This is a genomic window from Klebsiella grimontii (assembly GCF_042137965.1).
In the GTDB taxonomy this organism is placed as follows: Bacteria; Pseudomonadota; Gammaproteobacteria; order Enterobacterales; family Enterobacteriaceae; genus Klebsiella; species Klebsiella grimontii.
Genome location: NZ_CP169721.1, coordinates 1,123,485 through 1,138,462, shown reverse-complemented (window position 1 = coordinate 1,138,462; position 14,978 = coordinate 1,123,485). Strand labels below are relative to the sequence as shown.

The following is a 14,978-nucleotide window of genomic DNA, read 5'->3' as shown; positions in this document are numbered from 1 at the left end:
GGCAGCGCCCTGCGGTGCTGCCGTTTTAACAAATGCAAAATGGGTGCGAGAGAATGCATCCTGACAACCAATACGCGGGGTCGCCCCCGCGCTGATGCTATTTCTTCGATTCGTAAGCGAGAACAGCTTTAAACTCCATACTACGCTCTTTAATACTGAGTTCGCATAGCGAGCTGCGCACCAAAAGCGTCAATCCCAGTACCGTAATACACAGTACGACGATTGCCACAAGGGCATATTTTGTTAGCATGTCTTGCCTCCCTGCAAAGAAGAGACTAACATCTGAATTGTTCAGGTTCATTCGTCAGCCTCAGTTGATAGAAATATCTCCTGGGGCTTTCGTCTATCTGAATCCTTGTCAATGCTCAAAGCCAGATAGCCTCAAGCACCCGCCGCTATTCTATATTTTCCCGGCCGCGAAGCTTATCGGTAATTTATCAAACCCGTTGATTTTATTATAAACTGGAATTTGGCTCGCAAACGTATCTGCTCTATTAACCTTTTTTCATATTTAAAAATTTAATGGCTACAGATTTCTCATTGATTCATTAAATATAAAAAAGGCCCGACTGAGCGGGCCCGTTTATTTTATCGTTTATCCTCCGCCAGCAGCGGCGGAATATGCGGCACCATCGGTGCGTCATCAATATCCTTCTGGGTCATGCGGAACGCTTCAGGATAATGTTCGCGGCTGGTGCGGCGTAGCGGTTCAGTATTCCGCCAAGTGTAGAAACAGTGCTGGCACTGAAATACCGTCCAGACATCTTTTACCGGCGATGTTGCCAGCACTTCAATATGTTCATCGGCGCAGCGTGGACAAATCATCTTTTTCTCCTTATTTACGGTTAGCCAGCATGGCGGTCAATTTTTCAGCCCAGGCTTTCGTTTCAGGGAGATCCTGTACCGGCTGGCTGTAGTGGCCGCGAAGGTCCGGCGCAACCGGGGTGGTGGCGTCGATAATCAGTTTGTCGGTGATCCCCGCCGGGCTGGAGCCTGGATCGAGCTCCAGTACCGACATATTCGGCAGCTGCACCAGGTCCCCGGCCGGGTTGACCTTCGACGACAGCGCCCACATCACCTGCGGCAGGTTGAACGGGTCGACGTCCTCATCAACCATGATCACCATCTTCACGTAGCCCAGACCATGCGGCGTAGTCATCGCCCGCAGGCCTACCGCGCGGGCAAAGCCGCCGTAGCGTTTTTTGGTGGAGATAATCGCCAACAGGCCGTGGGTGTACATCGCGTTGACGGCCTGTACCTCGGGGAACTCGGCCTTCAGCTGCTGATACAGCGGCACGCAGGTGGCCGGGCCCATCAGATAGTCGATCTCGGTCCACGGCATGCCGAGATAGAGAGACTCGAAGATCGGTTTGCTGCGGTAAGAGACTTTATCGATTCGTACCACCGTCATATTACGGCCGCCGGAGTAGTGGCCGGTAAATTCGCCGAACGGGCCTTCGATTTCGCGCTTGCGGCTTTCAATCACCCCTTCGAGGATCACCTCTGAGCCCCACGGTACGTCAAAGCCGGTCAGCGGCGCGGTGGCGATAGGATACGGACTTTCGCGCAGCGCGCCGGCCATCTCATATTCCGACTGATCGTATTTCAGCGGCGTAGCGCCCATCAGGGTAATAATCGGATCGTTTCCCAGGGTAATGGCGATCGGCAGATCTTCACCACGCTCTTCCGCTTTGTGCAGATGCAGAGCGATATCATGCATCGGTACCGGCTGCAGGCCGAGCTTACGTTTACCCTTCACCTCCATACGGTAAATGCCGACGTTTTGCTTGCCAAAATTGTCCGGGTCGAGAGGATCGCGAGAGACCACGCAGGCTTTGTCGAGATAAAAGCCGCCGTCGCCGTCGTTGAGACGGAACAGGGGCAGAATATCGAACAGATTAATCGCCTCGCCGTCGACGGTATTTTCCGCCCACGCCGGGTTTGCCCGCCGCTCCGGCGTCACCGGGAATTTATCCCAGCGACGAATAAATTCGTCGATCTGATTTTTCACCGGCGTATTCGGCGGCAGACCCAGCGAGATAGCGTGGTTCTGCCAGGAGCCGATGGTGTTCATTGCCACGCGCGCATCGGTAAAACCGCGAATATTGTCAAACCACAGCGCGGGAGCGCCATCGCCGATGCGCCCGGTGGCGTTTGCCGCCGCGGCCAGATCCGGCTCCGCGTTCACTTCTTCGCTAATTTTCAGCAGTTGCCCCTGGTCGTCCAGCGCCTGCAAAAAGCTGCGCAAATCATCAAAAGCCATTATTCATTCTCCTGTGAAATACTCTCTACCGCCCGTAACCCGCTCCAGCGGCGCGCTTTGTGATACTCCAGACCGAACTGATCCAGCACCCGCGTGACAACGTGGTCAGTGACGTCCTCAATGGTTTTGGGATGGTTGTAATAGGCGGGCATGGGCGGCACCATCGCCACGCCCATGCGCGACAGAGCCAGCATGTTTTCCAGATGGATAGTGCTCAACGGCATTTCGCGCGGTACCAGCACCAGCTTACGCCCCTCTTTCAGCACCACGTCCGCGGCCCGCCCAACCAGCCCTTCGGCATAACCGGCACGGATACCGGCCAGCGTTTTCATACTGCAGGGGATAACGATCATGCCGTCGGTACGAAATGAACCTGATGAGATGATGGCGGCCTGATCCGCCGGGCTATGCGAGAAATCGGCCAGCGCCGCCACGTCACGGGCGCTGTACGGCGTTTCCAGTTCAATGGTGGTTTTGGCCCACTTTGACATCACCAGATGCGTTTCCACTTCCGGCATCTCACGAAGCGCTTTCAGTAGCGCAACCCCCAGCGGAGCGCCCGTCGCTCCGGTCATCCCGACTATTAGCTTCATCATCGCCTCACAAATCGTTCGTGTACGAACATTTTTATTAAAGCTACGCTTGATACGCTTTTCTTGCAAGTTCGTTCGTACACGGCCGCATTTTTCATCAAAACAGGAAAAATGCTCAAACGCCCTCCGAACGGCTATCATAGAACCGACGGTTTTTTTATGGAGTGGTCATGGAGTTAAAAAACGAGGCGTTCCACCTGCTGCGCCAGCTTTTTCAGCAGCACACCGCCCGCTGGCAGCTTGAGCTGCCGGACCTCACCAAACCGCAGTATGCGGTGATGCGTTCCATTGCCGAGCATCCCGGCATTGAACAGGTGACGTTAACGGAAGCGGCGGTCAGCACCAAAGCGACGCTGGCGGAGATGCTGAGCCGAATGGAGAGCCGCGGTCTGGTTCGTCGCGAACACGACCCGGCGGACAAACGCCGTCGGTTTGTCTATTTAACCGCAGAAGGCGAAGCGCTACTGGCAAGCTCAATGCCGCTGGGTCACGCCGTCGACGAAGAGTTTTTAGGTCGGCTGAGCGATGAGGAGCGCCAGCAGTTTTCGCAAATCATCCACAAGCTGATGGCGCAAGAACAGCAGCGTTAACCCACGCGTTCGCGTAAAAAATCAATAAACGCCCGCACTCTGGCAGGGATATGCTGCGCGTCCGGGTAAACCGCGTATACCCCCTGGGGCGGAAAGCTAAACTCCGGCATCACCTTCGCCAGTGCGCCATCCGCCAGCGCAGCGGCCACCAGCCACTCGGGTAGCAGCGCGATGCCGCTGCCCGCCAGCGCAAAAGCCATCAGCGCGCTGGCGCTATCCGCCGACAGCCGCGGCGCCGGTTTAATCTCGAAGGCAATGCTCTCGTCATGGGGCCCGCTAAGCTGCCAGCGGAGCGGCGCGGTCAGACGTTCATGAATAATCCACGCCGATTGCGCCAGATCTTCAAGCGTCTTCACAGGATGCTGTGCCAGCCATGACGGGGCTGCAACCGGGACGATGGCAAAGCGTGATATCAGCGCCGCGCGGTAGCGCGAATCCGCCAGCGTGCCGAGACGAATCGCCACGTCAAACCGCTCGGAGATTAAATCCGCGTGGTGAGAAGAGGAAACATGGCGTACGCGGAGCGCAGGATGCCGCAGGCTGAACTCCGCCAGCGCCGGAATAATCACCTGCGCGCCATATTCAGGCGTCGTCGTGATCCGCAGCTCACCGCTCAACCCCACGTGGCTGCCCCGGACGTCGTCCTGCAGGTTTTCCGCCGCTTTCAGCAGCGCGACCCCGCGATGATAGAACAGCGAACCAGCTTCGGTAAGCGTCAGGCGACGGGTCGATCGCAATAGCAGCGTGACCCCCAGTTCGTTCTCCAGCTGGCGGACGTTGAAACTCACCACCGCCTTGGTCTGCCCCAGAGCCGCCGCCGCTGCGGTAAAACTCCCGCTATCGACTACCGCCACAAACATGTTCATCCGTTGCAGGTTCAGCATCGCGCCGCCCATTGTCAAAAAATTTCCGACAGTATATCTCAGAATGTCGTGTTTATTCGCCCTGATACTGAGGTTTACAGTAGCGGCCTTCACGGGGGATTTCATCAATGACGTATCGCAGCAAGGTCGCAACCGTTTTTCTGCTGGGTTTCTTTCTCGACTTAATCAATATGTTTATCGCCAGCGTCGCCTTTCCGGCGATGGGCCGGACGCTACACGCGTCGGTGGGCGAGCTGGCGTGGGTCAGCAATGGCTATATTGCCGGGCTCACCCTGGTGCTGCCGTTTAGCGCCTGGCTCAGCCAGCAGTTTGGGGCCCGGCGGGTATTCCTGCTTTCGCTTAGCTTGTTTAGCCTCGGGGCGCTGGCTGCCGGGATGGCCGACTCGTTGATAAGCCTCGTCATGTGGCGCGCCCTGCAGGGGATGGGCGGCGGGCTGCTGATTCCACTAGGACAGGCGTTAACCTGGCAACAGTTCAAGCCTCACGAACGGGCGAAACTTTCCGCCGCGGTGATGCTGGTTGGGCTGCTGGCGCCGGCGTGCTCTCCGGCGCTCGGCGGAGCGCTGGTGCAATCGCTGAGCTGGCGCTGGGTTTTCTTTGCCAGCCTGCCGATAGCGCTGCTGACGTTCGGGCTGGCCGCGCTGTGGCTCAAGGATGAGAAGAGCGTCGCGCGGTCGGGCGGCTTTTTACATCTCTCGTTACTGCGCGACCCGCTGCTGCGCTTTTCTATGCTGGTCTATCTCTGCGTGCCGGGAACCTTTATTGGCATCAATGTCGTCGGGATGTTTTATTTGCAAAGCGTGACGGGGATGGCGCCCTCCGCCATCGGCTCCCTGATGCTTCCGTGGTCGCTGGCCTCGTTTGTGGCGATCGCGACGACCGGCCGCTATTTCAATCGTCTCGGCCCCCGCCCCCTGATTGCGCTGGGCTGCCTTCTCCAGGCAGCCGGAATACTCATCCTGGCTGGCGTCAATGCGCATACCGCCAGCAGCGCGCTGATCGCGGCGTTTATCCTGATGGGCGCAGGCGGCAGCCTGTGCAGCAGTACGGCCCAGAGCAGCGCGTTTCTTAACGTGGCGAACCCCGATATGCCGGACGCCAGCGCGCTGTGGAACCTCAATCGCCAGCTCAGTTTCCTGATAGGATCTGCGCTACTGGCAGCCTTACTGAGCGCTTTTTTACTTTACTGGCCCACCCCGCTGGCGTGGCGCGGCGTATTTATCGCCGCCGCCGTTTTGACCCTGGTGCCGCTGCTGGGCTGCCTTAAATTCGATAACCGGGCGTTAATCATGCGCCTGCACGGTAAAATGGAGAACAAATGAATCGCTATATTGCGGAAGTTATTGCGGCCCACGTGGCTATAGAACACTGGCTGAATCAGGGGGAAGGGAGCGCCGAAGCGCTGCTGCATCGCTTTAGCCCGGAATTTAGCATGATCCCGATAAACGGTATGCGCATGGACCATCAGTCGGTCAGCGCTTTTTTTCACGGAGCTCGCGCCAGCCGCCCGGGCTTGAAGATTGTCATCGACAATACCGCCATACTTGCCGAATGGCACGATGGCGCAGCGGTGCTCTATCGGGAAACCCACGCTTTACCCGGCAAAGCGGACACCGCACGCTGGTCAACGGTTCTTTTCCGTCTGCAGGAAGAGAAAATCATCTGGCTGCACCTCCACGAGACGGCGCTCGCATAAGCGGCGGAGACGCAAAAAAGAAAAAGGCCCAATCAAACGATTGAGCCTTTTTTAAGAAAGGTATCTTACTCGCGGAACAACGCTTCGATATTCAGCCCCTGGCTTTGCAGAATCTCCCGCAGGCGGCGGAGGCCTTCTACCTGGATCTGGCGCACGCGTTCGCGGGTCAGGCCAATTTCGCGGCCCACATCCTCAAGCGTCGCGGCTTCATAGCCCAGCAGGCCAAAGCGACGAGCCAGCACTTCACGCTGCTTGGCGTTCAGTTCGAACAGCCATTTGACGATGCTTTGTTTCATATCATCGTCCTGCGTGGTGTCTTCCGGGCCGTTGTCTTTTTCATCGGCCAGAATATCCAGCAGCGCTTTTTCCGAGTCGCCGCCCAGTGGGGTATCCACCGAGGTAATGCGCTCGTTCAGACGCAGCATCCGGCTCACGTCATCAACTGGCTTATCCAGCTGTTCGGCTATCTCTTCCGCGCTTGGCTCGTGGTCCAGCTTATGGGACAACTCGCGTGCGGTACGCAGATAGACGTTCAGCTCTTTGACGATATGGATCGGTAAACGGATCGTTCGGGTTTGGTTCATGATCGCCCGTTCAATCGTTTGACGAATCCACCAGGTCGCGTAAGTCGAAAAACGGAACCCACGTTCCGGGTCAAACTTCTCAACTGCGCGAATCAGCCCCAGGTTACCTTCTTCAATCAGATCCAGCAGAGCCAGACCGCGATTGCCGTAACGGCGGGCTATCTTGACGACCAGACGCAGGTTGCTTTCGATCATCCGGCGGCGTGACGCAACGTCACCACGCAGCGCGCGACGCGCAAAATAAACCTCTTCTTCGGCCGTCAGCAGCGGGGAATAACCAATCTCTCCAAGATAAAGCTGCGTCGCATCGAGCACCCGTTGGGTTGCTCCCTGCGAAAGAAGCTCTTCCTCAGCCAGATCGCTATCACTGGGTTCCTCTTCAACTAAGGCTTTCTCATCAAAAACCTCGACTCCGTTCTCATCAAATTCCGCGTCTTCATTTAAATCATGAACTTTCAGCGTATTCTGACTCATAAAGATGGCTCCTACCCGTGATCCCTAAGCAAAGCACCTTGGCTAAACATCACTCAAAAGACGCCAGGACGATAACCTTTTCTGCCCCGGTGAAGAAGGCATCGCGGCCGCCCTGGCGCCTTTGTTAGCGATACTGAGCTTATCCGTACTTTGCCAAATTATCGCTGCGGTAAATACTGCAGCGGGTTGACGGATTTCCCCTTGTAACGAATTTCAAAATGCAAACGTGTAGAGCTAGTACCTGTGCTACCCATGGTAGCGATTTTCTGCCCCGCCTTGATATCTTGTTGCTCTTTTACGAGCATCGTATCGTTATGTGCGTAGGCGCTCAGGTAATCATCGTTGTGTTTGATGATAATAAGATTACCGTAACCGCGCAGTGCGTTACCGGCATAGACGACGCGCCCATCTGCGGTCGCGACAATAGCCTGTCCTTTACTGCCTGCGATATCAATACCTTTATTGCCGCCTTCGGCGCCACTAAAGTTCTCGATAACCTTGCCATCAGTCGGCCAGCGCCATGAAGAGATCGGCGAACTGGTTGACGTACTGCTTGCAGTCGATTGGGTTGTGCTGACAGCTGGGGCCGTAACTGGCGCGACGGCAGTTGTCGTCGCGGGCTTGTTATTCGGCAACATCTTATTAGCACTCTGTTCACCTGAAGATTCAGAATACGTAATAGTTGGTTGGGACGCAACCACCGCGGTGGATTTTTGTGCAGAATTTGCGGTTAACATCCCGCCATTACTGGCCTTCACGCTGGCCTGGGCGACAGGGTTATCACCGGTGATTGGCTGGCCGGACGCGTTGCCAACCTGCAGCGTCTGACCGACGTTCAGACCGTACGGCGCCGGGATATTATTACGCTGCGCCAGGTCGCGGAAGTCGTTCCCGGTGACCCACGCAATATAGAATAGCGTGTCGCCGCGTTTAACAGTATAGGTACTGCCGCCGGTATAGCTACCTTTCGGAATATCCCCATACTTACGGTTGTAGACAATTTTGCCGTTTACCGTTTGCACCGGCTCCTGGGCCATCGGCTGAATCTGAGCGGGCTGCGTCTGCACCGGTTGCGTTTGTACCGGGCGCGCCTGCGGAACGTTATTTGACGGAGGCGTGATCAGCATTCCGGAATTCGTACTGGAAGACGAAGCCCCGCCAGCCGAGCTGACCGGCGCAGGCGGATTGTTGGAGCTGCTGCAGCCTGCCAGCCAGAGTGACACCAGTGACAAAGCCGCAATGCGGCTTAAGGTAAATTTTGGGCTTCCCGCGCTCATTTATCCCCCAGGAATATGTTAACTACCAATATCTTGCTCACCGGACGGCGCCCGGCCAGGACACGAAAAATGCGTCCACCCTATGCCTAAATGCAGGCAAAAAAACCTGGAATAATCCGGGTTCAGGCCAACTCCCCTTTCACGAGGGGTACAAAGCGCACGGCTTCGACAGTATCAATGACAAACTCGTTGCCGCGCCGACGGATTCGCTTCAGGAACTGGTGCTCTTCGCCTACCGGCAGCACCAGTACGCCGCCATCGTCCAGCTGCGCCAGCAGCGCGGCCGGAATTTCCGGCGGCGCGGCGGTAACGATGATCGCGTCGAACGGCGCGCGTGCCTGCCAACCCTGCCATCCATCGCCGTGACGGGTTGAAACATTATGTAAATCAAGTTGTTTAAGGCGACGGCGCGCGTGCCACTGCAAACTCTTAATGCGCTCAACCGAGCACACGTGATGCACCAGATGCGCCAGGATCGCCGTCTGATAGCCAGATCCGGTGCCAATTTCCAGCACCCTTGACTCCGGCGTTAGCGTCAGAAGCTCGGTCATCCGCGCCACCATGTAGGGTTGCGAGATGGTTTGCCCCTGGCCAATCGGCAGCGCCGTGTTTTCCCACGCCTTATGTTCAAAGGCTTCATCAACAAACTTTTCTCGCGGCACCAGCGCGATCGCGTTCAGCACGCGCTCGTCAACAATGCCCTGCGTGCGGAGCTGATTGAGAAGACTTTCAACACGTTTATTTACCATTGCGTATCAACCCCAACGCGATCCAGCCAGCCGCTCACCACCTCATGTGCGCCGTGGGCGGTTAAATCGACATGTAGCGGAGTGACCGACACATAGCCTTCATCCACGGCGGCAAAATCGGTATCCGGCCCGGCGTCGTACTTCTCGCCCGGAGGTCCAATCCAGTACAGCGTATTGCCGCGCGGATCTTTTTGCGGGATCACCTGATCGGAAGGATGCCGGCTGCCGCAGCGGGTCACGCGGATACCTTTAATCTGCTCAAGGGGCAGATCCGGCACGTTGATATTGAGAATGCGCCCGGTGCGCAGCGGCTCGCGGCTTAAAGCCCGCAGAATCGAGCAGGTGACCGCGGCGGCGGTATCATAATGCTGATAGCCGTTTAGCGAGACGGCCAGCGCCGGAAAGCCGAGATGACGGCCCTCCATCGCGGCGGCAACGGTGCCGGAATAGATGACGTCGTCACCGAGGTTGGGGCCGGCGTTAATGCCGGAGACCACAATATCCGGACGCGGCCGCATCAGGGCGTTCACGCCGAGGTAAACACAGTCCGTCGGGGTGCCCATCTGTACGGCGATATCGCCGTTATCAAAAGTGAAAGTACGTAGCGAAGATTCCAGCGTCAGGGAATTCGACGCTCCGCTGCGGTTACGATCGGGTGCAACTATCTGAACCTCAGCGAATTCTCGTAAGGCCTTTGCCAGGGTCTGAATGCCCGGCGCATGAATCCCGTCATCGTTACTCAGCAATATTCGCATAGTCACCCGTTGTATTGATAAGCTCCCTTACTACGCTGGTGGCGAAGCTGCCTGCGGGCAGCCAGAAACGCAGTTCAACGGTAACGTCATCCCACCAGTTCCAGCTCATCTGCTGGGGATAAAGCAGCATCGCCCGGCGGGCGGCCTCTACTTTTTCACGCACCAGCAGCGCCTGTAGCTGCGTCTCTTCGGCCACTGCCGCCTGTTCAGCGGCCAGCGCGCCCCGTTGGCTTCCCCAGTCGCCGCTGCCCACAAGCGCAGCGGTAATCATCAGCTCGCGGTTATCTACCCGCGCCTGGAGTGCCGTCAGTTCTTCAGAGTCCGCAACGAACCAGCTTCCGCGCCCCGCTAATTGTAGCGCATCGCCATCAACAACCTGATTAAATTCCGGTTTTTTTAATCTAATACCAACCTGTTGATTAAACAATGCGCTGCGGGCCGCCGACAACCAAAAACTGCGTTTATTGCGATCGCGCACCGGCGCGCCGCTCTCGGCCCAGCGCAGCGCCCCCTGCAGGTTACTGCCGCCGATACCGAAGCGCTGGGCGCCGAAATAGTTGGGCACGCCATGCTCGACGATCGCCTGTAAACGCTTTTCGACATCGTCGCGGGCGCTGACTTCGCGCAGTACCAGAGTAAACTGGTTCCCCTTCAGCGCCCCGAGGCGCAGCTTGCGCTTATGGCGCGCGTACTCCAGAACCTGGCAACCCTCGAGCTGAAATTTGCTCAGGTCGGGCATCTCTTTGCCCGGCACTCTGGCGCACAGCCACTGTTCAGTCACCGCGTGTTTGTCCTTCTGCCCGGCAAAGCTCACTTCACGCGCATGAATTTTAAGGAATTTTGCCAGCGAGTCAGCAACAAAACGGGTATTGCAGCCGTTTTTCAGAATTCTCACCAGCACATGCTCGCCTTCGCCATCGGGGGAAAAGCCGAGATCTTCCACCACCAAAAAGTCCTCCGGACTGGCTTTTAGCAGCCCCTGGCCCAGCGGTTTTCCATGCAGGTAGGTGAGTTCGTCAAAAGCGATCATTTCTCCGCCTTACGCAGCAGCGCCACCGCTTCACAGGCGATGCCTTCGCCGCGGCCGGTAAAGCCCAGCTTTTCCGTGGTGGTGGCTTTGACGTTCACATCATCCATATGGCAACCGAGATCTTCGGCGATAAAGACGCGCATCTGGGGAATATGCGGCAGCATTTTCGGCGCCTGGGCGATGATGGTGACGTCTACGTTGCCAAGGGTATAGCCTTTCGCCTGAATCCGCCGCCACGCTTCGCGCAGCAGTTCGCGGCTGTCGGCGCCCTTAAAGGCCGGATCGGTATCCGGGAACAGCTTGCCAATGTCGCCCAGCGCCGCCGCGCCGAGCAGCGCATCGGTCAGCGCGTGCAGCGCGACGTCGCCGTCGGAGTGCGCCAGCAGCCCTTTCTCGTAGGGCACGCGCACGCCGCCGATAATGATTGGGCCTTCACCGCCAAAAGCGTGTACGTCAAAACCGTGTCCAATTCGCATTAAGCCTTCTCCTGGTGTCGGGAACGGGTAAGGTAAAATTCGGCCAGCGCCAGGTCTTCCGGGCGCGTCACTTTTATATTATCAGCTCGTCCGGCGACCAGTTCAGGATGGAAGCCGCAGTACTCCAGCGCCGAGGCTTCGTCGGTGATAGTCGCGCCTTCATTAAGCGCCCGCGTCAGGCAATCAACAAGCAGTTCGCGAGGGAAAAATTGCGGCGTCAGCGCGTGCCATAAATCATTACGCTCAACGGTATGGGCGATGGCCGCCCTGCCCGGCTCCGCGCGCTTCATCGTGTCGCGAACCGGAGCGGCCAGAATGCCGCCCGTACGGCTGGTTTCGCATAATTGAAGCAGGCGGCTGAGGTCATCCTGGTGCAGGCAGGGGCGCGCGGCATCGTGCACCAGCACCCAATCAGCCTCGCCAAGCACCTTCAGGCCAGCGAGAACGGAATCCGCGCGTTCTGTCCCGCCATCAACGACGGTAATTTGAGGATGGTTCGCCAACGGCAGTTGGCTAAAGCGCACGTCGCCCGGGCTGACGGCGATGACCACCCGCCGTATACGCGGGTTTGCCAGCAGCGCGGCGACCGCGTGCTCGAGAATCGTTTTGTTACCGATTGAGAGATATTGTTTAGGGCATTCCGTTTGCATGCGGCGGCCAAAACCGGCTGCCGGCACCACGGCGCAAACGCCCGGAAAAGTGGCTGCCATGTTGTAATCCTGGGCCTGTTTATCGATTATTCTGCTGTTGCCCCGCGGCCTGGTTGCGTTTTGACGCATCCGGCACCAGACGATAAAACGTTTCGCCCGGGCGGGTCATACTGAGTTCATTGCGTGCGCGCTCTTCGATAGCTTCCTGACCGCCGTTGAGGTCGTCAATTTCGGCGAACAGCTGATCGTTGCGTGCTTTTAATTTAGCGTTAGTTGCCTGCTGCGCGGAGACATCGTCATCAACCCGGCTATAGTCGTGCAGGCCATTTTTGCCGAACCACAGCGAATACTGTAGCCAGACCAGCAAAGCCAATAACAGCAGCGTTAGTTTACCCATCCTGCCCCCTGAAAAACGGCATCATCATCCCATAACTCGCCCGAGTTCTCTACTCTGGCGCGCGGACGACGCCGCGTAACGCGGGGACTGTACCACATTTTTACCGTTGATACCCAGGCTAGATTCATTCGTAAAAAGACTACCCCAGTAGCCAGAGGAACAGCAGACCGAACATCAGTCCGACGGTCAAAATCGTCGCGCAGACGCTGTATTGAAGTTTTCCGTCCATCAGCGAATGCAGCGCGATGCCAACCACGACGGCAACCGGCATTAATGCCAGAAAGAACGGCCAGGTATAGAGGAGGACAAATAGCGTATTACTGCCATAGATCAGGAAGGGAATACCCAGCGCCAGCAGCCATGAAATAAAGCCAACGGCAGCGCCCGACAGAGACCAGGTGGTCTCGTCGCTGACTGTCGGCGGCGGTTCTGAACGAATAATACTGATGTTCTGGGTATTGCGCATATCGAATCCTGTTGACCTGGCGATCGGCATCCTGTGATGATGCCGCTGCCGTTTCAGGATCTGATAATATCGCTCTGTCGTAGCAGGTCTAATAATTGGTGCACCAAATTTGTTACCAATTGTTCACCGTCGAGGTGAATTTCAGCGCGCTCCGGGGATTCATACACTGAATCTATTCCGGTAAAGTTGCGCAGCTCTCCGGCCCGCGCTTTCTTATACAGGCCTTTCGGATCCCGCGCTTCGCAGATCGCCAGCGGCGTATCGACAAAGACTTCGATAAAACGTCCTTCGCCTAAACGCTCGCGTACCATCTGCCGTTCTGCGCGATGCGGAGAGATAAACGCGGTCAATACCACCAGTCCGGCATCCACCATCAGTTTCGCCACTTCACCCACCCGGCGAATGTTTTCTTTGCGGTCGTCGTCGCTGAAGCCAAGATCGCTGCACAGGCCGTGACGCACGTTATCGCCATCCAGCAAATAGGTGCTCACGCCGAGCCGATGCAGCGCCTCTTCCAGCGCGCCGGCAACGGTGGATTTCCCCGAGCCCGAAAGCCCGGTGAACCACAGCACCACGCCGCGATGGCCGTGATGCTGTTCGCGCTGCTCCTGAGTGACAGGATGCGCATGCCAGACAACGTTTTCGTCATGCCGGGCCATTACTTGCCTCCCAGCAGGTCGCGAGCGTCCCAGTGCGGGAAGTGCTTACGAATAAGCTGATTCAGCTCAAGCTCAAACGCGCTGTACTGGGAAGCGCCCGCCTGCGCCTGTTCGTTCGGCTCGCGTACCATGCCCGCGCCAACGGTAACGTTGGTTAAACGGTCAATAAAGATAAGCCCCCCGGTGACCGGGTTATCCTGGTATTTATCCAGCACCAGCGGCTCGTCGAAAGTCAGATCTACCAGTCCGATGCCGTTGAGCGGCAGCGATTCTACTTCGCGCTGGGTCAGATTGTTGATATCAACCTGGTAGCGTACGCCATCCACGCGGGCGCGGGTTTTCTTACCAGCGATTTTAATGTCGTAGCTCTGGCCGGGCGCCAGCGCCTGCTCCGCCATCCATACCACATCAACGCTGGCGCTTTGTACCGCAGGCAGAGAGACCGCCGCGTCCACCAGCAGGTCGCCGCGGCTGATATCAATTTCATCCTTCAGCACGAGCGTGATCGCCTCCCCGGCCGCCGCTTCCGGCAGGTCGCCGTCAAAGGTGACGATGCGCGCCACGGTGGATTCCACCCCCGACGGCAGCACTTTCAGACGCTGTCCTACGCTCACGCGGCCGGCGGCAACCGTCCCGGAAAACCCGCGGAAGTCGAGATTAGGGCGGTTAACGTACTGCACCGGAAAGCGCAGCGGCTGGCTTTCCACCACGCGCTGAATCTCAACGGTTTCCAGCACTTCCAGCAGCGTCGGGCCGCTGTACCACGGCATTTTCTCGCTCTGGCTGGCGACGTTGTCCCCTTCCAGCGCGGAGAGCGGGACAAAGCGAATGTCGAGATCGCCTGGCAGCTGTTCAGCAAAGGTCAGATACGCTTCACGAATAGTGTTAAAAGTCTCTTCGCTAAAATCGACGAGGTCCATTTTGTTCACCGCCACCACCAGGTGTTTGATCCCCAGCAGCGTCGAGATAAAGCTGTGGCGGCGAGTCTGATCGAGCACGCCTTTGCGGGCGTCGATCAGCAGGATCGCCAGGTCGCAGGTGGACGCGCCGGTCGCCATATTACGGGTGTACTGCTCGTGTCCCGGGGTGTCGGCGATAATAAATTTGCGCTTCTCAGTAGAGAAGTAACGGTAGGCGACGTCGATGGTAATCCCCTGCTCGCGCTCAGCCTGCAGACCGTCCACCAGCAGCGCCAGATCGAGTTTTTCGCCCTGCGTGCCGTGACGTTTGCTGTCATTATGCAGCGAGGAGAGCTGATCTTCATAAATCTGGCGGGTATCGTGCAGCAGCCGGCCAATCAGCGTACTTTTACCGTCATCGACGCTGCCGCAGGTCAGAAAGCGCAGCAAGCTTTTGTGCTGCTGGGCGTGCAGGTAGGCTTCTACGCCGCCTTCATTGGCAATTTGTTGTGCAATTGTGGTGTTCATGGCGGCTC

19 protein-coding genes are annotated in these 14,978 nt (G+C 57.4%); 3 read left to right on the top strand and 16 right to left on the bottom strand.

Annotated elements, in window-relative coordinates:
* Nucleotides 1-97 precede the first annotated feature (97 nt).
* From ACE3MN_RS05500 to ACE3MN_RS05485, 4 genes are all read right to left on the bottom strand, one after another.
* Nucleotides 98-250 (bottom strand): Hok/Gef family protein, encoded by a 153-nt coding sequence (locus tag ACE3MN_RS05500; RefSeq protein WP_101867924.1) that lies wholly within the window; start codon nt 248-250, stop codon nt 98-100.
* 338 nt (nt 251-588) lie between these two features.
* Complete coding sequence (locus tag ACE3MN_RS05495; RefSeq protein ID WP_004853596.1) at nt 589-825, bottom strand: non-oxidative hydroxyarylic acid decarboxylases subunit D; 237 nt, start codon at nt 823-825, stop codon at nt 589-591.
* Nucleotides 826-835: 10 nt separating this feature from the next.
* Nucleotides 836-2,263, bottom strand: a complete 1,428-nt coding sequence (locus ACE3MN_RS05490) for a non-oxidative hydroxyarylic acid decarboxylases subunit C (RefSeq protein WP_004853598.1) — start codon at nt 2,261-2,263, stop codon at nt 836-838.
* Nucleotides 2,263-2,856, bottom strand: coding sequence for a non-oxidative hydroxyarylic acid decarboxylases subunit B (locus tag ACE3MN_RS05485; protein ID WP_024358487.1), 594 nt, complete (start codon nt 2,854-2,856; stop codon nt 2,263-2,265). Before ACE3MN_RS05485 ends, ACE3MN_RS05490 begins: the two co-directional genes overlap by 1 nt.
* Before the next feature lie 170 nt (nt 2,857-3,026).
* Between ACE3MN_RS05485 and ACE3MN_RS05480 the strand changes: the two genes are divergently transcribed.
* Nucleotides 3,027-3,446 carry a MarR family winged helix-turn-helix transcriptional regulator gene (locus ACE3MN_RS05480; RefSeq protein WP_004137348.1) on the top strand — a complete coding sequence of 140 codons (420 nt, stop codon included), beginning with the start codon at nt 3,027-3,029 and terminating at the stop codon, nt 3,444-3,446.
* Here the strand turns inward: ACE3MN_RS05480 and ACE3MN_RS05475 are convergent.
* Nucleotides 3,443-4,330: a LysR family transcriptional regulator gene (locus ACE3MN_RS05475; RefSeq protein WP_049132159.1), complete on the bottom strand. Its 888-nt coding sequence runs from the start codon at nt 4,328-4,330 to the stop codon at nt 3,443-3,445. The two genes, ACE3MN_RS05480 and ACE3MN_RS05475, sit on opposite strands and share 4 nt — an antisense overlap.
* A gap of 107 nt (nt 4,331-4,437) precedes the next feature.
* Here ACE3MN_RS05475 and ACE3MN_RS05470 point away from each other — a divergent pair, with 107 nt between their 5' ends.
* Together ACE3MN_RS05470 and ACE3MN_RS05465 are read left to right on the top strand one after the other, a co-directional pair.
* Complete coding sequence (locus ACE3MN_RS05470; protein WP_024358489.1) at nt 4,438-5,652, top strand: MFS transporter; 1,215 nt, start codon at nt 4,438-4,440, stop codon at nt 5,650-5,652.
* Nucleotides 5,649-6,026: a hypothetical protein gene (locus ACE3MN_RS05465; RefSeq protein WP_024358490.1), complete on the top strand. Its 378-nt coding sequence runs from the start codon at nt 5,649-5,651 to the stop codon at nt 6,024-6,026. Before ACE3MN_RS05470 ends, ACE3MN_RS05465 begins: the two co-directional genes overlap by 4 nt.
* Nucleotides 6,027-6,091: 65 nt before the next feature.
* Here the strand turns inward: ACE3MN_RS05465 and rpoS are convergent, their stop codons facing one another.
* The 11 genes from rpoS to cysN form a co-directional block, all read right to left on the bottom strand.
* Nucleotides 6,092-7,084: an RNA polymerase sigma factor RpoS gene (rpoS, locus tag ACE3MN_RS05460; protein WP_004104962.1), complete on the bottom strand. Its 993-nt coding sequence runs from the start codon at nt 7,082-7,084 to the stop codon at nt 6,092-6,094.
* A 158-nt stretch (nt 7,085-7,242) separates the two neighbouring features.
* Nucleotides 7,243-8,361 carry a murein hydrolase activator NlpD gene (nlpD, locus tag ACE3MN_RS05455; protein WP_004137339.1) on the bottom strand — a complete coding sequence of 373 codons (1,119 nt, stop codon included), beginning with the start codon at nt 8,359-8,361 and terminating at the stop codon, nt 7,243-7,245.
* Between the two features lie 122 nt (nt 8,362-8,483).
* Nucleotides 8,484-9,110: a protein-L-isoaspartate(D-aspartate) O-methyltransferase gene (locus ACE3MN_RS05450; protein ID WP_024358491.1), complete on the bottom strand. Its 627-nt coding sequence runs from the start codon at nt 9,108-9,110 to the stop codon at nt 8,484-8,486.
* Nucleotides 9,104-9,865: a 5'/3'-nucleotidase SurE gene (surE, locus tag ACE3MN_RS05445; RefSeq protein ID WP_004124266.1), complete on the bottom strand. Its 762-nt coding sequence runs from the start codon at nt 9,863-9,865 to the stop codon at nt 9,104-9,106. The genes ACE3MN_RS05450 and surE overlap by 7 nt, the downstream gene beginning before the upstream one ends.
* The gene (truD, locus tag ACE3MN_RS05440; RefSeq protein ID WP_024358492.1) at nt 9,846-10,895 is read right to left on the bottom strand and encodes a tRNA pseudouridine(13) synthase TruD; all 1,050 of its coding nucleotides are present in this window, start codon (nt 10,893-10,895) and stop codon (nt 9,846-9,848) included. Before truD ends, surE begins: the two co-directional genes overlap by 20 nt.
* The gene (gene ispF / locus ACE3MN_RS05435; protein ID WP_004124268.1) at nt 10,892-11,371 is read right to left on the bottom strand and encodes a 2-C-methyl-D-erythritol 2,4-cyclodiphosphate synthase; all 480 of its coding nucleotides are present in this window, start codon (nt 11,369-11,371) and stop codon (nt 10,892-10,894) included. Before ispF ends, truD begins: the two co-directional genes overlap by 4 nt.
* Nucleotides 11,371-12,081: a 2-C-methyl-D-erythritol 4-phosphate cytidylyltransferase gene (gene ispD, locus ACE3MN_RS05430; protein ID WP_004137332.1), complete on the bottom strand. Its 711-nt coding sequence runs from the start codon at nt 12,079-12,081 to the stop codon at nt 11,371-11,373. Before ispD ends, ispF begins: the two co-directional genes overlap by 1 nt.
* A gap of 19 nt (nt 12,082-12,100) precedes the next feature.
* Entirely contained in the window at nt 12,101-12,418 is a 318-nt protein-coding gene (gene ftsB, locus ACE3MN_RS05425) for a cell division protein FtsB (RefSeq protein ID WP_004124270.1), read from the bottom strand.
* 139 nt (nt 12,419-12,557) lie between these two features.
* Nucleotides 12,558-12,884, bottom strand: coding sequence for a DUF3561 family protein (locus ACE3MN_RS05420; RefSeq protein WP_004137329.1), 327 nt, complete (start codon nt 12,882-12,884; stop codon nt 12,558-12,560).
* Nucleotides 12,885-12,937: 53 nt separating this feature from the next.
* The gene (gene cysC, locus ACE3MN_RS05415; RefSeq protein WP_004124289.1) at nt 12,938-13,543 is read right to left on the bottom strand and encodes an adenylyl-sulfate kinase; all 606 of its coding nucleotides are present in this window, start codon (nt 13,541-13,543) and stop codon (nt 12,938-12,940) included.
* Nucleotides 13,543-14,970, bottom strand: coding sequence for a sulfate adenylyltransferase subunit CysN (gene cysN, locus ACE3MN_RS05410; RefSeq protein WP_004137327.1), 1,428 nt, complete (start codon nt 14,968-14,970; stop codon nt 13,543-13,545). The genes cysC and cysN overlap by 1 nt, the downstream gene beginning before the upstream one ends.
* Nucleotides 14,971-14,978 lie beyond the last annotated feature (8 nt).